Source organism: Peristeroidobacter agariperforans (assembly GCF_004138335.1).
Classification (GTDB): domain Bacteria; phylum Pseudomonadota; class Gammaproteobacteria; order Steroidobacterales; family Steroidobacteraceae; genus Steroidobacter; species Steroidobacter agariperforans.
Window position 1 is genome coordinate 82,591 of sequence record NZ_RYFW01000007.1, and the last position, 20,256, is coordinate 102,846.

General features: G+C 62.4%; 17 protein-coding genes. 9 read left to right on the top strand and 8 right to left on the bottom strand.

Going from position 1 to position 20,256, the window contains the following annotated elements:
* The first annotated feature begins 56 nt into the window (after positions 1-56).
* Entirely contained in the window at positions 57-1,613 is a 1,557-nt protein-coding gene (locus EK373_RS30875; RefSeq protein WP_129649223.1) for a S41 family peptidase, read from the top strand.
* Here the strand turns inward: EK373_RS30875 and prpR are convergent.
* Positions 1,591-3,522, bottom strand: coding sequence for a propionate catabolism operon regulatory protein PrpR (prpR, locus tag EK373_RS30880; RefSeq protein WP_129649224.1), 1,932 nt, complete (start codon positions 3,520-3,522; stop codon positions 1,591-1,593). The genes EK373_RS30875 and prpR overlap by 23 nt on opposite strands.
* A 199-nt stretch (positions 3,523-3,721) precedes the next feature.
* Here prpR and prpB point away from each other — a divergent pair, with 199 nt between their 5' ends.
* The 7 genes from prpB to EK373_RS30915 all read left to right on the top strand — a co-directional run bounded on the left by prpB (position 3,722) and on the right by EK373_RS30915 (position 13,056).
* On the top strand, positions 3,722-4,600 hold the full coding sequence (gene prpB / locus EK373_RS30885) for a methylisocitrate lyase (protein WP_129649225.1): 879 nt from the start codon (positions 3,722-3,724) through the stop codon (positions 4,598-4,600).
* Positions 4,601-4,638: 38 nt separating this feature from the next.
* On the top strand, positions 4,639-5,811 hold the full coding sequence (gene prpC / locus EK373_RS30890) for a bifunctional 2-methylcitrate synthase/citrate synthase (protein WP_129649226.1): 1,173 nt from the start codon (positions 4,639-4,641) through the stop codon (positions 5,809-5,811).
* A gap of 21 nt (positions 5,812-5,832) precedes the next feature.
* A complete protein-coding gene (gene acnD, locus EK373_RS30895) occupies positions 5,833-8,427 on the top strand; it encodes a Fe/S-dependent 2-methylisocitrate dehydratase AcnD (protein ID WP_129649227.1) in 2,595 nt (864 codons plus the stop codon).
* Between the two features lie 16 nt (positions 8,428-8,443).
* The gene (gene prpF / locus EK373_RS30900; RefSeq protein ID WP_129649228.1) at positions 8,444-9,628 is read left to right on the top strand and encodes a 2-methylaconitate cis-trans isomerase PrpF; all 1,185 of its coding nucleotides are present in this window, start codon (positions 8,444-8,446) and stop codon (positions 9,626-9,628) included.
* Between the two features lie 128 nt (positions 9,629-9,756).
* The gene (locus EK373_RS30905) at positions 9,757-10,656 is read left to right on the top strand and encodes a flagellin N-terminal helical domain-containing protein (RefSeq protein WP_129649229.1); all 900 of its coding nucleotides are present in this window, start codon (positions 9,757-9,759) and stop codon (positions 10,654-10,656) included.
* 270 nt (positions 10,657-10,926) lie between these two features.
* On the top strand, positions 10,927-11,823 hold the full coding sequence (locus EK373_RS30910) for a flagellin N-terminal helical domain-containing protein (protein WP_129649230.1): 897 nt from the start codon (positions 10,927-10,929) through the stop codon (positions 11,821-11,823).
* Positions 11,824-11,934: 111 nt separating this feature from the next.
* Entirely contained in the window at positions 11,935-13,056 is a 1,122-nt protein-coding gene (locus tag EK373_RS30915; protein ID WP_129649231.1) for a hypothetical protein, read from the top strand.
* On the opposite strand, the gene flhA is transcribed toward EK373_RS30915, so the two are convergent.
* Genes flhA through EK373_RS30950 form a run of 7 tightly spaced genes read right to left on the bottom strand, consistent with a single transcriptional unit; the run spans position 13,037 to position 19,371 of the window.
* Positions 13,037-15,136 carry a flagellar biosynthesis protein FlhA gene (gene flhA / locus EK373_RS30920; protein WP_129649232.1) on the bottom strand — a complete coding sequence of 700 codons (2,100 nt, stop codon included), beginning with the start codon at positions 15,134-15,136 and terminating at the stop codon, positions 13,037-13,039. The two genes, EK373_RS30915 and flhA, sit on opposite strands and share 20 nt — an antisense overlap.
* Before the next feature lie 6 nt (positions 15,137-15,142).
* Positions 15,143-16,267 carry an EscU/YscU/HrcU family type III secretion system export apparatus switch protein gene (locus tag EK373_RS30925; RefSeq protein WP_129649233.1) on the bottom strand — a complete coding sequence of 375 codons (1,125 nt, stop codon included), beginning with the start codon at positions 16,265-16,267 and terminating at the stop codon, positions 15,143-15,145.
* A 4-nt stretch (positions 16,268-16,271) separates the two neighbouring features.
* Positions 16,272-17,042, bottom strand: coding sequence for a flagellar biosynthetic protein FliR (gene fliR / locus EK373_RS30930; protein ID WP_129649234.1), 771 nt, complete (start codon positions 17,040-17,042; stop codon positions 16,272-16,274).
* Positions 17,043-17,053: 11 nt separating this feature from the next.
* On the bottom strand, positions 17,054-17,326 hold the full coding sequence (gene fliQ, locus EK373_RS30935; protein WP_129649235.1) for a flagellar biosynthesis protein FliQ: 273 nt from the start codon (positions 17,324-17,326) through the stop codon (positions 17,054-17,056).
* Positions 17,327-17,343: 17 nt separating this feature from the next.
* Positions 17,344-18,120, bottom strand: coding sequence for a flagellar type III secretion system pore protein FliP (fliP, locus tag EK373_RS30940; RefSeq protein WP_129649236.1), 777 nt, complete (start codon positions 18,118-18,120; stop codon positions 17,344-17,346).
* Positions 18,117-18,482, bottom strand: coding sequence for a FliM/FliN family flagellar motor switch protein (locus EK373_RS30945; protein WP_198683783.1), 366 nt, complete (start codon positions 18,480-18,482; stop codon positions 18,117-18,119). Before EK373_RS30945 ends, fliP begins: the two co-directional genes overlap by 4 nt.
* A gap of 13 nt (positions 18,483-18,495) precedes the next feature.
* Positions 18,496-19,371 carry a FliM/FliN family flagellar motor C-terminal domain-containing protein gene (locus tag EK373_RS30950; RefSeq protein ID WP_157994623.1) on the bottom strand — a complete coding sequence of 292 codons (876 nt, stop codon included), beginning with the start codon at positions 19,369-19,371 and terminating at the stop codon, positions 18,496-18,498.
* A gap of 456 nt (positions 19,372-19,827) precedes the next feature.
* On the opposite strand from EK373_RS30950, the gene EK373_RS30955 reads away from it, so the two are divergent.
* Complete coding sequence (locus tag EK373_RS30955; RefSeq protein ID WP_129649239.1) at positions 19,828-20,148, top strand: flagellar hook-basal body complex protein FliE; 321 nt, start codon at positions 19,828-19,830, stop codon at positions 20,146-20,148.
* The last annotated feature ends 108 nt before the right edge of the window (positions 20,149-20,256 follow it).

Here is a 20,256-nt window from a genome sequence, read left to right on the forward strand (position 1 = left end):
GCGATGTGACGTATGTAGTACAACCGCACCATCGAACAGCGGGGAGTATCCTCTACATGGAATGGATGTCGCGTGGCGCGGTGCTGGCAGTCGCGTTGTGGGGAGTCGGGGGTTGTGGCGGAGGCGGTGGGGACAACCCGGCCGTCGGCGGACCACCGGGCGGCGGCTCGAACGCCCCAGGCGGTTACACCCCGGGCGTATACGCTGCTTCCTCGTCCCTGGCCAATCAGTGTTCCACGCCCATGGCGCAGAGTATGTTTCTGCGCTCGTGGACCAACGAGACGTACCTCTGGTACTCCGAGGTGCCGGATACCAATCCGACCGGCTTCACGACAGCCGATTATTTCGAGCGATTGAAGACCCCGCTGACGACGGCCACCGGCAACGATAAGGATCGTTTCCATTTCACGTATTCGACCGCGGACTGGCAGGCGTTGTCTCAGCAGTCGATCCAGGTCGGCTATGGCGCGCAGTGGGTGCTCGTGCCGCGTGCCAATGCGAACCCGCAAGTCATGACTGCGTTCGTCGAGTCGGGCTACACGGCTGCCCAGCAGGGTGTGGTCCGTGGCACCGAGGTGATGGCGGCCGACGGTATCGTCGTCGCAAACATTCGAACGGACGCGCAGGTCGACCAGCTTTATGCGGCGCTGTACCCGGCCGCCGCCAACGAGCAGCACACCTTCACATTGCGCGACGCGAACGGCGCGCAGCGCGAAATCACGATGACCAGCGCTTCGGTGACCTATAGCGCCGTGCCCACCTGGAGCGTCATCAACCAGGCGGACGGGCCGGTCGGATATCTGCTGTTCAACGATCACGTCGCGCCCGCCGAAAGAGAGTTGTTCGATGCGATCGACGGGCTGCGTAACGCGGGCGTGAAGGACCTGGTGCTCGATCTGCGCTACAACGGCGGCGGCTATCTCGCTATCGCCAACGAGCTGGCTTACATGATCGCCAACACGACGCGAACTGCGGGCCGCACGTTCGAACGGCTCATATTCAACAACAAGTTCACGACCATCGATCCTGCCGGGCAACCCATCGAGCCCACGCCGTTTTATTCCACTGCGAAGGGATTCACGGTGCCCAGCGGTACGCCGCTGCCGTCGCTGAATCTCGAGCGCGTCTATGTGATTACCGGCAACAACACCTGCTCGGCCAGCGAGTCCATCATCAACAGCCTGCGTGGCATCGACGTGCAGGTGTATCAGATCGGCGAGACCACTTGCGGCAAGCCCTACGGTTTCTATCCGGAGGACAACTGCGGCACGACCTATTTCTCGATTCAGTTCGAGGGACGCAACGCCAAGGACTTCGGCAACTATCCCGACGGCTTCGTGCCGGGCAGTGCGGACTCGGGCAGCACGATCAGAGGCTGCCGGGTCGCGGACGATTTCACGAATGAACTTGGCGATCCGCTCGAGGCGCGTCTGCAGATAGCCCTCGGCTTCCGCGCCAGTAACAATCAGATCTGTCCGGCTGTAGTAAGCGCGGCGCCTGACGGCAGCAGCTCGAAACCCGCTGTGGCACGCAGCTGGGAGGGCAAGATGATCAAGTCGCCCGCCCGCGAGAATCGCATCGTGGAGCGGCCTAGGACGGGGATTGCTTTTTGAGCTTGCGCCATAGCGTCGTGCGACTGATCCCCAGTCGCTCGCTCGCCCTGGCGTAAGAGCCGTCGCTTTCCTCGAGCACGCGTCGAATCAGTTCGATCTCTGATTCGGCGCGATGGACGGCCATGGAGGCGGCGACTTTGCTGGATATCGGCGCTGAGATTTCGGGCATCAGTTCCCGCAGTTGCACGTCGCTGAGCGTCGCATCGTTCGGGCTCGCGAGCATGGCGACTCGCTCCAGCAAATTCTCCAGCTCGCGCACGTTGCCGGGCCACTCGTAGTTCCACGCCGCATCCAGCAGCTTCTGGACCCGCGCATCGTTCGCGATGTCGATACCGGTTCGCAGGGCGATCTTGCGCGCCAGGTGAGCAACGAGCTCGAGCAGATCCTGCCGACGCTCGCGCAGACCAGGCAATTCCAAACGCAGAATGTTGAGTCGATAGTAGAGGTCCCGTCGGAAGTCGCCGGTGAGGATCCGCTCGGTCAAATCGCGATGCGTGGCGGCGATGACGCGAACGTCGACGCGCGTCGGTTCGATCGCACCGACTCGCAATATCTCTTTCTCCTGCAGCACGCGTAACAAGCGGGTTTGCAGAGACACCGGCATCTCGCCGATCTCGTCCAGAAAGATCGTGCCCGTGTGCGCGGCTTCGAACAGGCCGAGCTTGCCGCCGCGGCGCGCGCCGGTAAAAGCGCCTTCCTCGTAACCGAACAACTCGCTCTCCAGCAGCGATTCAGGAAAGGCGCCGCAGTTGATGGCGATGAACGGCTGATTCGCCCGTTTGCTCGCGACGTGGATGCCTTGCGCGAGCAGTTCTTTGCCAGTGCCGCTCTCACCGAAGATCAGTACCGTCGCATCGCTGCGCGCGTATTGAGCCGCGAGCGACCGAGTATGGACGATACCTGGCGTCGTACCGACGAGATCCGTCAGTCGGTAGCGAACATTCGCCGCCGGCTTGTGACGTCGGGCGCGCAGGTCGCGATCGACGCGTTGGATCGATTCGGGATCCTGGCAGGTGAGCACTGCGCCGGTCTGCGTGCCTTGCTCGGTGATCGGCAGCCGACTCGTGAGCACGGCGCGCGCGCCAAGCTTCTGCAGTTCGTCGATCTCCGCGCGAGGCTCACGCAGCGTGCGTGTGAGTGAAAGCTCCGGCGCGACATCGCTGAGCTTGCGGCCGATGAGCTCGGGCGCGGGCCGTTCCAACAACCGCGCCATGGCGGGATTCAAAATCTCGATCCGCTCGTCCATATCGACCGCGACCACGCCGTCACGCAGCTGGCCGAGGATCGTATTCAATCGTTCGCGCTTCGCGCCTTCCATGTGAGACAGGCGGGCCATTTCGACTGCATCATCAAGTGCCTCACGGACCGCGTCTTCAGAGTACAGAAAGACGCTTGCCATGCCGGCTGCTTCGGCGAGATCCGCGATCAAGCCGGGCGCGACCACCACTTCGATGCCACGAGCCCGCAGCTCGAGCACACAGTTTCTGGCCTCGTCCGTGGTTCGATAGCTCCGCTGCTCGATGCCCAAGCCGAACAATTCGTTGAAGCGTTCGAGCTCGACGGGCAGGGCGCCATGGGTCACGAGCGCGATGTGCGACGAGATGCTGCGAGCCCGACCAAGCGCACTCATGATGTCGAATCCGCCCACGCGAACCAGCACGACTGGCAGCTCGATGTGCTGTCGAAGGTAGGCGCCGTTGGAGCCCGCTGCTACGAGCACATCGATGGGCTGCTGGCGGCTCAACTCGTTAATGGTGTCGACTGCAGTCTCGAAGCCGCTGTCGAGCACCTCGACGCGGGCGACCTGGGCGTAGGTGGGCGCGAGATCCCGGAATAGGTCCTTCAGCCGGTGCAGGCCGACGGCGACGATGCGGAGCGGGTCATTGGAGCGGGCGACCTGGGCGTTCATGACAACAGTTTCACCAATGTTGCAGCCTGAAACTGTACTGTTTCGAGATTGAAACCGCCAGTTCGGCCAAGTGATGGCTGTCCAAACCTATGTCCTGCGAAATCAATGGGTTGGGGGTGCGCACTGGCTTCGCTGCAGTGGCATAGGTCTTGCTCTCCCTCCGCAACCCAGCTGCGACCGCATTTTCGAGGAGACTTCCATGGCATCCGCCGGATCCAACTTCCGCTCGGCTCTGGCCGCCGAGCAACCGCTGCAGATCGTGGGCGCGATCAATGCGAACCACGCGCTGCTCGCCAAGCGTGCCGGTTATCGCGCGATCTATCTGTCGGGCGGCGGTGTCGCGGCGGGTTCGCTGGGCATGCCCGACCTCGGTATCAACAATCTGGATGACGTGCTGACCGACATTCGTCGCATCACCGACGTGTGCGACTTGCCGCTGATCGTCGACATCGATACCGGCTTCGGTCCGAGCGCGTTCAACATCGCGCGCACCGTGAAGAGCCTCATCAAGTTCGGCGCGGCCGGCTGTCACATCGAGGACCAGGTCGGCGCGAAGCGTTGCGGCCACCGTCCCGGCAAAGAGCTCGTGTCCACGGAGGAGATGGTGGATCGCGTCAAGGCTGCGGCCGATGCGAAGACTGATCCCGACTTCTATTTGATCGCGCGCACCGACGCGATCGCCTCGTTTGGCATCGATGCAGCGATCGAGCGTTCGGTGAAATGCGTGGAGGCGGGCGCTGACGCCATTTTCGCCGAAGCGGCTTACGACCTGCCGACGTATCAGAAGTTCGTCGATGCGGTGAAGGTGCCGGTGCTCGCGAATATCACCGAGTTCGGCAAGACGCCGCTATTCTCCGTGCCCGAGCTGAAGAGCGCCGGGGTGGCCATGGTGCTGTACCCGCTGAGCGCCTTCCGCGCGATGAACAAGGCCGCCGAGAATGTTTACGAAGCGATCCGCCGCGACGGCCATCAGCGCAATGTCATCGACACGATGCAGACGCGCGAAGAACTGTATGAGCGCATCGGTTATCACGCTTATGAGCAGCATCTCGATGCGCTCTTCAAAGCCAAGAAATAACCGCACGCCGTAAGTAACAACGACCAGGAGACTTGAACATGACCGACGCATCCACCCAAACTGGATCTGGCCAGCCCGGGTTCAAACCAAAAAAGTCAGTTGCACTGTCCGGCACCGTCGCGGGCAACACCGCGCTTTGCACAGTCGGTCGCAGCGGCAACGACCTGCACTATCGCGGCTATGACATTCTGGATCTCGCGGCTCAGTCGGAGTTCGAGGAAATCGCTCATTTGCTGGTGCACGGCAAGTTGCCCACCGGCGCGGAGCTGAAGGCCTACAAGACCAAGCTGAAGTCGCTGCGCGGCCTGCCGGCTGCGGTGAAGACGGCCCTCGAGCAACTGCCGCCGTCGGCGCATCCGATGGACGTGATGCGCACGGGCGTTTCGGTGCTCGGCTGCGTGAATCCCGAGAAGGACGATCACAACCATGCGGGCGCGCGCGACATCGCCGACAAGCTGATGGCGTCGCTCGGCTCGATGCTGCTGTACTGGTATCACTACGCTCACAACGGCAAGCGCATCGAGACTGAGTCGGATGAAGATTCAATCGGTGGTCACTTCCTGCACCTGTTGCACCAGCAGAAGCCGCCGCGCTCGTGGGTGAAGGCGATGCACACATCGCTGATCCTGTACGCCGAGCACGAGTTCAACGCATCGACCTTCACGTCACGCGTCGTTGCCGGCACTGGCTCTGACATGTACTCGGCGATCTGCGGCGGCATCGGCGCGCTGCGCGGCCCGAAGCACGGCGGCGCCAACGAAGTCGCGTTCGAGATCCAGAAGCGCTACGACACGCCGGCCGAAGCGGAAGCGGACATCCGCGCTCGCGTCGAACGCAAGGAAGTCGTGATCGGCTTCGGCCATCCCGTTTACACGATCTCCGATCCGCGCAATAAGGTGATCAAGCAGGTGGCGCTGGATCTGTCGAAGGAAGCCGGCAATACCAAGATGTACGACATCGCCGAGCGCCTCGAGACGGTGATGTGGGAAATCAAGAAGATGTTCCCGAACCTGGACTGGTTCAGCGCCGTCAGCTACCACGTGATGGGCGTGCCCACTGCCATGTTCACGCCGCTGTTCGTGATCTCCCGCACGTCGGGCTGGAGCGCCCACATCATCGAGCAGCGCATTGACGGTAAAATCATCCGTCCGAGCGCCAACTACACCGGGCCGGAAGACCAGAAGTTCCTGCCGATCGAACAGCGCAAGTAAGCCAGCCATCGCCAAAGGTTTATGAATACAGCCCATCGCAAACGCCTGCCCGGCACCCAGCTGGATTATTTCGACACGCGCGCAGCGGTCGATGCGATCCAGCCGGGCGCCTATGCCAAGTTGCCGTACACCTCGCGCGTGCATGCCGAGAACCTGGTGCGTCGCTGCGATCCGGGGACGCTCACGGCGTCTCTGAAGCAGCTCATCGAGCGCAAGCGGGATCTGGATTTCCCTTGGTTCCCGGCTCGAGTAGTGTGTCATGACATTCTGGGTCAGACGGCGCTGGTGGATCTGGCCGGTCTGCGCGACGCCATCGCGGACAAGGGGGGCGATCCCTCGCAGATCAATCCGGTCGTACCGACGCAGCTGATCGTCGATCACTCGCTTGCGGTCGAGTACGGCGGCTACGACAAGGATGCGTTCGCGAAGAACCGGGCTGTGGAAGATCGTCGCAACGACGATCGTTTCCATTTCATCAACTGGACCAAGCTGGCGTTCCAGAACGTGGACGTGATCCCGCCGGGCAACGGCATCATGCACCAGATCAACCTGGAGCGGATGTCGCCGGTGATTCATGCAGTGGATGGCGTTGCGTTCCCGGACACGCTGGTCGGCACGGACAGTCACACTCCGCACGTCGACGCGCTTGGCGTCATCGCCATTGGCGTCGGCGGCCTGGAAGCGGAAAGCGTGATGCTCGGCCGCGCTTCGTGGATGCGGCTGCCGGATATCGTCGGCGTCGAGCTGACCGGCAAGCCGGCTCCGGGCATCACGGCCACCGACGTGGTGCTCGCTCTGACGGAGTATCTGCGTAAGGAGAAGGTCGTCGGGGCTTACATCGAGTTCTTCGGCGAAGGCGCCGCGGCGCTGACGTTGGGCGATCGCGCCACCATCTCGAACATGACGCCGGAGTTCGGCGCCACGGCGGCGATGTTCTTCATCGACCAGCAGACCATCGATTATCTGAAACTCACCGGCCGCACCGATGAGCAGGTGAAGCTGGTCGAGATCTATGCAAAGGAGGCTGGCCTGTGGGCCGACAGCCTGAAGACCGCCGAATACGAGCGCACGCTCAAGTTCGATCTGTCTTCCGTCGTTCGTAACATGGCCGGCCCGTCGAATCCGCACAAGCGTCTGCCGGTTACGGAGCTTGCGAAGCGCGGCATCGCCGGCAAGTGGGAAGAGACCCCCGGCCAGATGCCTGATGGCGCCGTGATCATCGCGGCGATCACGAGTTGCACGAATACAAGCAACCCGCGGAACGTCATCGCTGCGGGCCTGCTCGCGCGTAACGCCAACGCTCGCGGGCTCACGCGCAAGCCGTGGGTGAAATCATCGCTTGCACCCGGATCGAAGGCGGTGCAGTTGTACCTGGAAGAGGCAAAGCTGCTGCCCGAGCTGGAAAGTCTGGGTTTCGGCATCGTCGCGTTTGCCTGCACGACCTGTAACGGTATGTCGGGCGCCTTGGATCCGAAGATCCAGCAGGAGATCATCGATCGCGATCTGTACGCGACGGCGGTGCTCTCCGGCAATCGCAACTTCGACGGCCGCATTCATCCTTATGCGAAGCAGGCGTTCCTTGCATCGCCTCCGTTGGTCGTTGCCTACGCCATTGCAGGTACGATCCGCTTCGATATCGAGAAGGACGTGCTGGGCCATGACCAGAGCGGCAAGCCGGTGTACTTGAAAGATCTGTGGCCGACAGATGCAGAGATCGACGCCATCGTTGCCAAGAGCGTCAAGCCCGAGCACTTCCGCGCGGTGTACGAGCCGATGTTCAAGGCCAGCGGTGCAAGCGCTGTGAAGATCAGCCCGCTGTACAACTGGCGGCCGCAGAGCACTTACATCCGCCGTCCGCCGTATTGGGAAGGCGCACTTGCGGGCGAGCGCACATTGAAAGGCATGCGTCCGCTGGCGGTGCTGCCCGATAACATCACGACGGATCATTTGTCGCCGTCGAATGCGATCCTGGCTGACAGCGCCGCAGGTGAGTATCTCGCGAAAATGGGCTTGCCCGAGGAAGACTTCAATTCCTACGCGACGCATCGTGGCGATCACCTGACCGCGCAGCGCGCGACGTTTGCCAATCCGCAGCTGGTCAATGAAATGGCCGTGGTCGACGGACAGGTCAAGAAGGGCTCCCTCGCACGCATCGAGCCGGAAGGCAAAGTGACGCGCATGTGGGAAGCGATCGAAACCTACATGGACCGCAAGCAGCCGTTGATCATCATCGCGGGCGCCGACTATGGCCAGGGATCGTCGCGTGACTGGGCCGCCAAGGGCGTGCGTCTGGCCGGCGTGGAAGCCATCGTCGCCGAGGGCTTCGAGCGCATCCATCGCACCAACTTGATTGGCATGGGCGTGCTGCCGCTGGAGTTCAAGCCGGGCGTGAATCGCAAGACCTTCAACATCGACGGCACCGAGACCTACGATGTGCTCGGCGAGCGCAGGCCGCGAGCCGACTTGACGCTGGTGATCCATCGTAAGAACGGCGAACGCGTCGAAGTACCCGTCACCTGCCGCCTCGATACGGCGGAAGAGGTTTCGATCTACGAAGCCGGCGGTGTGCTCCAGCGCTTCGCGCAGGACTTCCTCGAATCGTCCAAGGTCGCCTGATAGTTCTTGAACCCACATGCCCCACGCACCGCAAATCAAAATCCCCGCCACCTACATGCGTGGCGGCACGAGCAAGGGAGTGTTCTTCCGCCTGCAAGATCTGCCTGCGTCGGCTCGAGCGCCGGGCGCGGCGCGCGATGCGTTGCTCCAGCGCGTGATCGGCAGCCCCGATCCGTACGGCAAACAGATTGATGGCATGGGGGGTGCGACCTCTAGCACCAGCAAGACCGTGATCTTGTCGAAGAGCACAAAAACGGATCACGACATCGACTATTTGTTCGGCCAGGTGTCCATCGATAAACCGTTCGTCGACTGGAGCGGCAACTGCGGCAACCTGTCGGCCGCCGTTGGGCCGTTCGCCATCAGCAATGGGCTGATCGATCCGAGCCGTATTCCCAAGCACGGAACAGCTACGGTTCGTATCTGGCAGGCGAATATCGGCAAGACCATCATCGCGCACGTGCCGATCACCGACGGCGCCGTGCAGGAGACGGGCGATTTCGAACTGGACGGCGTGACGTTCCCGGCCGCCGAGGTGCAGCTCGAGTTCCTCAACCCGGCGGCGGACGAAGAAGGCGCGGGCGGGTCGATGTTTCCGACCGGCAAGCTGGTCGACGATCTCGAGGTGCCCGGTATCGGCATCTTGAAAGCGACCATGATCAACGCCGGCATTCCGACTATCTTCGTGAACGCCGACGCCATCGGTTACACCGGCATCGAGCTGCAGGAAGCCATCAATAGCGACGGCAAGGCGCTGGCGATGTTTGAAAACATTCGTGCGCACGGTGCGATTCGCATGGGGCTCATCAAGACGCTCGAAGAAGCAGCGAAGCGTCAGCACACGCCGAAGGTCGCGTTCGTTGCACCCGCGAACAGCTATGTTTCTTCCAGCGGCAAGCACGTGCAGGCCGGCGACATCGATTTGCTCGTGCGCGCGCTCTCCATGGGCAAGCTCCATCACGCAATGATGGGCACCGCCGCCGTTGCCATCGGCACAGCTGCGGCGATTCCCGGAACGCTGGTGAATCTCGCCGCGGGCGGAGGAGAGCGGAGCACGGTCCGTTTCGGTCATCCGTCAGGCACGCTGCGCGTGGGAGCCGAAGCCAGCAAGGTCGATGGCGAGTGGACGGTTACGAAGGCCATCATGAGCCGCAGCGCGCGCGTACTTATGGAAGGTTGGGTGCGCATTCCTGGAGTGTGACGCCGGTCACGAAAAAACTCCGGGTGTCGCAATTTAAGAACTCCGAACGGGCCGCCGCCTTCAAGGACTGAGGGCGCCGGGCACCGATGGTGTCGCGCTCGAGACGATAACCACCAGGAGTTTCAGCCATGCTTTCTCTTCACACTAACGCTGCGGCGCTGTCGTCGCAGAATTCGGTCGGCAACACTCAGAAGGCCCTGACCACCTCGTTGACCCGCCTCGGCACCGGCTTCCGCGTGAACAGCGCGATGGACGACGCCGCCGGCTTGCAGATCGCGACCCGCCTCGATGCGCAGGCTCGCGGTATGTCGGTCGCTCAGCGCAACACGCAGAACGGCATCTCCATGATGCAGACGGCCGAAGGCGCGTTCTCGGAATTGACCAACGTGCTGCTGCGTATGAAGGACCTCGCGACCGAAGCCTTCAACGCCTCTTCGACGACCGATGACGTGGAAGCGATGCAGGCCGAATACGACGCGCTGGGCTCTGAAGTCGCGAACATCTTCAAGAGCACCTCGTTCGGCGGCTCGACGCTGTTCAGCGCCGACGGCACGGCTCTGCCGGCCGCGGGCGCCGCTGCCGGCTTGCTGGGCACGGCGGGCGGCATCACGTTCCAGATCGGCGCCAGCGAGAACGAGACGATGGTGGTCGACGCTGAAACCGATCTGTCCGATCTGGGCGATGCTCTGGCGGCCGTCAGCTCCTTCTACGCGACGACCGCGCCGGCGACGGCGGGCACGGAGTTGTCGGGCGCTAACACCATCATCACGACCATCAACGACGCCGTCGCGGCGGTCGGCACGGTGCGCGCGAAGCTGGGTGCTGCTTCGAACCGCCTCGACCACGTGTACAACAACCTCGGCAACATGATCCAGAACACGACCGCTTCGAAGGGTCGCATCATGGACGTGGACTACGCCCTGGAAACGTCGAACTCGACCAGCAAGCAGCTGCTGTTGCAGGCTGGTACCTCGGCCCTCAAGCAGAGCAGCAGCTTGTCGCAGCTGGTGATGTCTCTGATGCAGTAATACCGAGTACGCCGCGGTCCTGGTGGCGCGGCCCTCATGCAGATGGGAGCCAGTCCGTGAAAACGGGCTGGCTCTTTTTTATTCCTGCAGCTACCACGCGAGCTGTTGTTCGCTCGCAGGCGTGACACCCGTCACGAGAAAACTCCGAGTGTCGCGATTTAAGAACTTCGAACGGACCGCCGCCTTCAAGGACTGAGAGCGCGAGAAACCCCACGGTCTGGTACCGAAACGCTGTCGCGCTCACCCCGATAATCACCAGGAGTTTCAGCCATGCTTTCTCTTCACACTAACGCTGCGGCGCTGTCGTCGCAGAATTCGGTCGGCAGCACTCAGAAGGCCCTGACCACCTCGTTGACCCGCCTCGGCACCGGCTTCCGCGTCAACAGCGCGATGGACGACGCCGCCGGCTTGCAGATCGCGACCCGCCTCGATGCGCAGGCTCGCGGTATGTCGGTCGCTCAGCGCAACACGCAGAACGGCATCTCCATGATGCAGACGGCCGAAGGCGCGTTCTCGGAATTGACCAACGTGCTGCTGCGTATGAAGGATCTCGCGACCGAAGCGTACAACGCCTCTTCGACGACCGATGACGTGGAAGCGATGCAGGCCGAATTCGACGCGCTGGGTTCTGAAATCGCGAACATCATCAAGAGCACCTCGTTCGGCGGCTCGACGCTGTTCAGCGCCGACGGCACGACTGTGCCGGCCGCGGGCGCGGCTGCCGGTTTGCTGGGCACGGCGGGCGGCATCACGTTCCAGATCGGCGCCAGCGAGAACGAGACCATGGTGGTCGACGCTGAAACCGACCTGGAGGCTCTGTCGACTGCGCTGGATGCGGTGAGCGCGAACTACGCTCTTGCTGCTCCGGCCACCGGCACCGAGCTGACGGATGGCAACACCATCATCACGACCATCAACGACGCCGTCGCGGCGGTCGGCACGGTGCGCGCGAAGCTGGGTGCTGCTTCGAACCGCCTCGACCACGTGTACAACAACCTCGGCAACATGATCCAGAACACGACCGCTTCGAAGGGTCGCATCATGGACGTGGACTACGCCCTGGAAACGTCGAACTCGACCAGCAAGCAGCTGCTGTTGCAGGCTGGTACCTCGGCCCTCAAGCAGAGCAGCAGCTTGTCGCAGCTGGTGATGTCTCTGATGCAGTAATAGTGAGCACGCCGTAGTCCTGAGGGCGCGGCACTCATTGAGACACGGGAGGAGCCAACCGTGCGAACGGTTGGCTCCTTTTGTTTGCAGGCGCGCATATCTGGGGACGATATGGCAGTGGTAGAAAGAGTCGCCGCGATTGTTCAGCCGCGAGTGACCCAACAACGTACCGGCGAGCGCAGGCCGCTGCCGACACCCGGTGAGACTCTGTTACTGACGCTGGCTGACGCCGCCGGCGACGATCTGCTCGTGACCACGGCCAATGGCACGGAGCTTCGCCTGGTGGGCTTGAATCGACTCAGCCAGGCCTTGCGGCCCGGCGACACTTTGATGATGCAAGTGCTCGCGACCGAGCCGCACCTGGAGCTGGGCTTCCGCGAGGCGCCGAGCTCGAATGCCTCTAACGGCAACTCCTCACCGCCGCTGACTCAGTTCAGAGCGATGCAATTGGATCAGGCCGTATTGAGGCAGATCGCGTGGCAGCTGCCCGATCCTGCAGCGCTGGCCACTTCGTGGCGCTTGCTCGCACAAGAGCACTGGACGCGCCCACCCGGAGAAGCTTGGTCCCGCGCCGGAGGGGAGCAGTGGACCAGGCCGACGGCAGAATCGCGAACTCGTCCGACCGGAGAACAGTGGATTCGTCCGGCGGCGGAGCCTTGGCCACGCGCACAGGATCTCGCGGGCGTCGATTCGCCGGGGCCGCGTGCGGGTACAGGTGCGTTATTCCGTGAGCCGGCGTTCATGGCCAATCCCGCCGGCAATGAGCGATGGGTGTTGCCGGTCTACGCCTGGGCCGGAATGCAATTGATGTTACGTCTGGTCGTTGCGATCGATCGGGCGCGTCGCAAGCCCGCGCGTCGCGGCTTGCCCTTGGCGTTGCAGCTCGGGCTCTCGCCACCGACGATGGGCGGCATCGTGCTGCACGTTCAATCCTCGGACGAGGATGTGGAATTGGTCGTCGCCTGCGAGCAGCGTCCGAGCTTGCTCACCATTCAACAGGCATTGCCGAGCGTCGCTTCGGCCTTGAGTCGAGCCGGTCTGCGACTACGACGAGCGCAGGTTACGCAGGGCAACGCCGTGCTCAGCGTCGTGAACGAGAACTCATCGAGCATGCTGCCGCCGCATCTCGATGTCGAGTTGCCGTCAGCGTCGTTATTTCGAGCAGCGGCCGAAGCCGCGATCGTGATCCTGCAGCTACGGCCGCGAGCGGAACTCAACCAAGCGAACCGATGATGCTGATATCCCGATGCTCCGGAATCTCGTTGTACGAAAGCACCGCGAGGCCTGGAGCAAACAACCGGGCGTAGCGTGCGAGAAGCGGGCGAATCTGCGGCATCACGAGCAATAGCGGCGGCACCCCTTGCTGCTTCATCTGCTCGCGCATCACCGGCATGTTGGTCTGCAGTTGCGACAACAGATTCGGATCGACCGGATAGTTGTCCAGCGCGACCTTGCCCGATTGCGTCGCCTGATTGAGCGAGCCGAGCAACATGTTCTCCAGCTCGCCGGTGAGGTTGAACGCCCGCATCTGCGGCGACTTGCCGAGGATCGAGCTCACGATCTGCCGGCGCAGGGCACAGCGCACTTCGGCGGCGAGCAGAATGGGATCCTTCGTGGTCTCCGAGCTTTCCAACAACGTCGTGGCAATCGGCACGATGTCCTTCAACGACACGTTCTCCGCCAGCAGCAGCCGGAACACTTTCAACAGCTGACTGTGAGTGAGCGCCTTCTCGACCGCCGCCGACAGCTTCGGCGACAACGCCGCCAGCCGCTCGAGCAGGGCAGGCACGTCTTCGTGACGGACCAGCTCCGACAGATGCTCGCGCACCAACTTGGAAACATGAGTCGCGATCACGCTGGCGCCGTCGACGACCTGATAGCCCAGGCCCAGCGCATTGGCGCGCTCCGACGGGGAGATCCAGACGACCGGCATGCCATAGGCAGGCTCGACGCCCGGAATGCCATCGATATTGCCGTACACCTGCGCCGATGCGATTGCCATCAGCTTGTCGGGCTGAATTTCGGCTTCGGCGATCACGCTGCCATTCAGAAGGACGGAATACTGAGTCGGCGGCAGGGTGAGATCGTCGCGCACGCCAATCGGCGGCAGCAGCAGGCCCATCGACTCGCTCATCTGTTGACGAATGCCTTTGAGCCGGCCCTCGAGCGGTGCGCCCTGGCCGCGATCGATGAGCGCCACGAGCTTGTAGCCGACACTGACCGAGAGCGGCTCGACGAACGGCAGGCTGCGCCAATCCAATTCCGGCGCCGGCTGCGCAATGATGGCAGCTTCAGTAGCTGCATTTGCGTCCGGCGCCTCGGCGGCATGTTTGCTCATGCGCCAGGCCGCGAACGCCAGCACAGCCGCGAACGCGAGGAATGTCAGCCAAGGCATGCCGGGGATCAAACCCAGCACCATCATCATTGCGGAGGCGCCCCACAGGACGCTCGGCGACGCGAGCATCTGCGAGCCAACCTGCTGCTCGAAATCGCCCGAGTCGCTGATGCGCGTGACGATGATGGCGGCAGCGGCCGACAGCAGCAGCGCCGGGATCTGCGCGACCAGGCCGTCGCCGATGGTGAGCAGGGCGTACAGTTTGAACGCTTCGCCGAACGACAGGCCGTGCATCAGCGAGCCGATGATCACGCCGCCGACCATGTTGATCAGCAACACCAGGATGCCGGCGATGGCGTCGCCGCGCACGAACTTCGACGCACCGTCCATCGCGCCATAGAAGTCCGCTTCCATCGCGACTTCGCGGCGACGCTGCTGAGCCTTCTCCTGATTGATCAGGCCGGCGTTCAAGTCCGCGTCGATCGCCATCTGCTTGCCGGGCAACGCGTCCAGGGTGAAGCGCGCCGACACTTCCGAGATTCGCTCGGCGCCCTTGGTCACCACCGCAAAGTTGATGATCATCAAAATGACGAACACCACCAGGCCGACGACGAAGTTGCCGCCGATCACCACATGACCGAATGCTTCGATGACGCTACCGGCGGCGTGCGTGCCTTCATGACCGTGCAGCAGCACGATGCGCGTCGAAGCGACGTTGAGGGCCAGTCGCATCAACGTTGTGGCGAGGATGACGGTCGGGAAGATGCTGAAATCCAGCGGCCGGCGGCTGGTCACGCTGACCAGCACCACGATCAGCGCCAGCACGATGTTGAACGTGAACAACACGTCCAGCAGCAGCGGCGGCAGCGGCAAGATGATCATCGCCAGCAGCGCCATCAGGAACACCGGCACCGCCGCGCGATGCTGGCGGAGCGACTGGACGGTGCGACTCAGTAAATTATCAGGAGCGGCGCTCATGCCCGGCTACCCTTCGAAACGTGGAAATGAAAGATCGCTGGGCAGCGCCGGCAACACGTTGCGGCGGCCCTTGCGGAAAGCCTGGATCTGCAGCACATACGCCAGCACGCTGGCGACGGCTTCGTACAACGCCGCCGGAATCTGCTGATTCACCTGGCTGGTGTTGTAAATGGCGCGCGCCAGTGGCGGCAGCGTCACGACTTCGACGTTGTGCTCGATGGAGACAGCCTTGATGAACAGCGCCATTTCATCGACGCCCTTGGCAATGACGAACGGCGCCTGCGCACGCTTTTCGTCGTACTTCACGGCGACGGCGTAGTGCTCGGGGTTCACGATCACCACATCCGCGGTGGGCACCGCCCTGCGAACGGCGCCGCGCGACATCTTTTGCTGGATCTGGCGAATGCGCTGCTTGATTTCCGGCCGGCCTTCCTGAGTCTTGTGCTCTTCCTTGACCTCGCGCTTGGTCATGCGTTGTTCGCGCATGAAGACAAACGTTTGCACGGGCAGGTCGATGATGGCGAAGACGATGAACACGGCGCACAGCGCCATGACACCGCCGAGCATCAGATCCGCACCGCCCTTGATCGCATCCGGCAGAGGGCGCGTCTGCAGTTGCAGATAATCGGTGACGCTACCGCGGGTGATCCAAAACAAGGTCGCGATCAGCACGGTGGCCTTGAGCATCGAGGCCAGCGTCTCCAGCAAATGGCGCTGTGCGAACATGCGCTTGAAATAGGAGAGCGGATTGAGCTTGTCGAAGCGCGGCTTCAGCGGCGTCAGGCTCATCACGAAGCCGCCCGGAAACAGTGAGCCGAAGGCGACCAGCAATGGCAGGATCAACAGCGGCGCCAGCATCTTGAACAGCAGCACCATGCTCGCAGAGAACAGCGTCGAGTTCGCATTCTCCAGGTCGCCGGGCTGGGGCATCGGCACAAAGCTGCGCGCGAACAGCTCGCGAAAATCCTCCAGGTAGCCGGGAATCAGGAATACCGTCAGCTGCAGGCAGAGGAAGATGCCGATTGCGGTGGTCCAGTCGCGCGAGCGTGCAACCTGGCCCTGCTCGCGGGATTTGCGGAGCTTTTGGGCTGACGCTTTTTCGCTCTTATCGTCTTGTGAGGGTTCGGCCACGGCGTCACCCGGTCTTCAGACGCAACAGCTCGAGCACCTGCTGCGTCAATCTCAAGTAATGGCCTGGCACCACTCGCGCCAGGTAACTCAGCATGAATAGCCCGAAGATGATGATGGCCGAAAAGCCCAGGGAGTACAGGTTCAGAGCCGGCGCAATTCGGTTTAGTAAACCGAAGCCCATTTGCACGACCAAGGTAGAGAACACGACGGGGATGGCCAGCAGCAACGCCGCGGAGAAAACCCAGGCGACGTTGTAGGCGATATCGCGCAATGTGTTGATGTCCAGCGGCCCACCGACCGGCCAGGTGTGGAAACTGGCGCCAATCACCTGCGCCAGCACCAGATGCCCGTCGATGGCGAAGAACACCAGCACGCACAGCAGATAAATGAGTGTCGCGATCACATCGGAGGACGTGCCGGTCATGGGATCGTTCATGACGGCCATCGACAAGCCCATCTGCGAGGACACCACGAAGCCCAACATCTGCATCACCGCCATCGTCAGATGAAAGGCGAGGCCGAGCCCAAAGCCTATCAGCGCCTGATTCGCCGTCATGACCAGCGCCTGCAACGAGAGCGGATCGATTGGTGTCACGGGCTGAGCGACGGGAATAAAGATCACCGCGAGCACGACTGACAGCAGTACGCGTACGGTGATTGGCACCATGTTCTCGCCAATGATAGGCGCTGCGTTGAGCATGCCCAGTACGCGGCAGAATGGCCACCACACTGCGCTCAGCAGATTGGGAAGTTGCTGAAGGAGTACCGCTTCCATGGCAGGTCGTCTCAGCCGCCCGCCAGCTGTGCCGCGCCTCTGAACACGGCGACACAGAAGTCCATGAGTTGCGCGGCCATCCAGTGGCCGGTCAAAGCGACGGCGAGCAGGGTGACTAGCAAGCGAGGCAGGAAGCTCAGCGTCTGTTCGTTGATCTGGGTGGCGGCCTGGAACAAGCCGATCACCAAGCCGACCAGCATGCCGGGCACGACCAGCACGCAGACCAGCAGCATGGTCAAGCGAAGTGCGGAGCTGACCAGATCGGCGGCAATATCGGCATTCATCTGCAGGTCCGCCTTCGCTAATACGCTTGAATACTGCCGACCAGCGTCTGCACCGTCAGCGTCCAGCCGTCCACCAGCACGAACAGCAGCAGCTTCAACGGCAGCGAGATGACCAGCGGCGAGAGCATCATCATGCCCATGGCCATGAGTACCGAGGATACGACCAGGTCGATGATCAGGAACGGCACGAACAGCATGCAGCCGATCTGGAACGCGGTCTTGAGCTCGCTGAGCACGAACGCCGACAGCTTCACCAGAAAGCCGTGCTGTGTCGGATCGGTGATATGGGCTTCGCCGGCTAGCTGCGCCATCTGCGTCAGGGCGCCTTTATGGGTCTGCGCGAGCATGAAGCGCGACAACGGCGCCTCGGCGTTCTTGAGCGCCTGTTGAAAGGTGATCTGTTCGTTGTCGAACGGCACCAGCGCTTCGGTGTAGATCTGCTCGCCGACCGGGCGCATCACCAGCAGCGTCAGAATCAGCGCCACGCCGGTGACGATCCGGTTCGGCAGGCCCTGCTGCAGACCGAGCGCCTGACGCAACAACGCCAGGATGATCACGAAGCGCGTGAAGCAGGTCATCATCAGCGCCAGAATGGGCAGCAGCCCAAGCAGCGTCATGATGATCAGGACTTGCGTCTTGACCGTGAACTCGGTGGTGTTGCCGGTGTCGCTGGTACCGATGATCTCGATCGGCGCCGCGCCGGCTGCCGAACACAGGCCGAACAGCAGCGCGGCCGCTGCGATCAGGCGCGGCCATTTCCAGCGCAGGAGGGCCTGCGCCTGCGCGTGGATCATGACGTGAGCGAATCCAGGTTCAGATCGCTGAGCTCGACCACTTTGAGGCCGTAGTTCTCGCCGCTGACGACCACTTCGGCGCGGCCGATCGCGGTGCCGTTGACCTTGATGATCAGCGGCTCGCCGGCGAGCGTGTCCAGTTCGATGATGCTGCTGCGCTCGATCTCGGCCAGATCCTGCAAGGACAACTTCGCGGAGCCGACCTCGAGCGTCAGCGTCACCGGGATCCGGCGCATCATGGCAGCGAAGTTGCGCTTGGCAGGTGCGGGAGCTGGCGCGGCGGCGGCGACGCCTTCGTCTTCGAGCACATCTTCGAGGTCAGCCAGCAAATTGTCGTCGGCAGGATTCGATGCGGTGTTCACGGTATTCAATCCTTCAATCTACATCGGCTAACGAAGTGAGACACAGCTTGCCGTGGTGTTCGGCGACGCTGGCAGTAAAGAGGCGCGAGTCGCCGATCAACACATCGGCATCTCCCACGCTGATCGGCAGAACGTCCCCCAGTCGTAGGTCGAGCAGTGTCGCGAGCGGCACTTCTTTCTCCAGCAACCGAGCCTGCAAAGTCAGCTGCAGGCGGGCGGGAAACGGCTTCGTGGCCGGTCGTTGTCTTTGCCGCTCGCGGTTCGGCGCCAGCGCCTGTAACAGGCGATTCATCCAGACCGCGGAAATCTTCAGCAGCAATTCTCCGCTGACGTTGCAGCGGGTTTCGCTCAGTGTGAGTCGCAGCAGCCATTCGCCGTCGTTCGCGCCTTGCAAGCTCGCTTCGGCGAACGTCACTGCGGCGGGTGCCTCGACCGGTGCGCGTTGCACGGATTCGATCCGGCGCACGGCGAGCTCGACGAGTTGTTGACCCAACATGGTGCCGAGGCGCTCCTCGGTTGCAGTCTCGGGCTCATCGATGGTCGCAGCGAGCGGGGCCGCAGGGCTGTCCGTCGTTGCAGTGATTTCGGGCATCACCGAGCCATAGCGATAACGCAGCAGGCACAACAACAGCGGCCGCTCGATTGCAAAGTGAATACGTCCGTCATCCGCTGCGTAGCTCAACCAGCGCTGCGAGTCTGCCGGAGCCGCGACAAAGGAGATTGCATCGATCTGGAAACTGGCCTTGTAACGACGATTGATTCGTGCTCGCAGAAAATCGGCGAAATCATCGCGCAGTTGATGAGCGAAGCTGCCGAGCAAGTGAACCGGACGACCCATGGTGCGCGGGTCGATGACTGTGTGCGTGCGGACGTTTGGCTGTCTACTCATCATCGCGGCCACGTCCACCTCTTCGTCGTCGTCAGGAAAAAAATGAATCGAGGCGGTTATCGCGTGTGCGTTCGAAATTCTTTAGTAGGCAAACCACTAAGCGGTGGGCTCTTGTGATTCACGTCACGAGCCGAGAGCGCCGATTCAATGCGCGGACAGTCGGGCCGCTAATCGCCCGTTGCAGGCGCAACCGCGTCTGCGATTTGCGCCGCGTGTGACGCGCTCATGTTCGGTCTGATCCGCTGGCTCAGGGTTGGTCGTAAACATGCGCGCTGGGATGCGCTGAATTTGCTCGGGAAAGTGTGCGTCGTGTAGCAGAAGGGCGGACGCGTGCTTAACTCGGATCGATACAGCGTCGATGCTAGGGACGGCTCAACGCACTGCGGCGTTTTCTGAGCGACCCAGACGAGTTGAAAGGATCAAGCGATGCCCGTAACGCAGTTTTCACATAGCCCCATGTCGGCAGCGATCGAAGCAGTCCGATCGCGCATCGCCGACGACGCGGCATCTCTGCGGCAAGCGGCGCCTCAACCTGCTGCCGATCACGCTCAGCACGTCGCTGGGTTCGGTTCGTTCTTCGAGCGAGCCGTGTACAACGTCGATGCGCAGGATCGCGCCGCCGCCGAAAAGATGGCGGCGGTCGATGCCGGTCGCAGCGACGATCTGGTCGGCGCGATGCTGGCCAGCCAACAAGCGAGTCTGTCGTTCTCCATGCTCATGCAAGGCCGAAACAAGATCGTCGGCGCCATGGAAGACCTGATCAAGCTGCCGTTGTAAGCCTGCCGTGACCAATACGTTGAAAGCAACCGTGGCCAGGTTCTGGCCGCGTAGTGGAGCTGCGAGCGTGCCGAACGGTAACGTGAGCACTCCGCTCGACTGGACCGC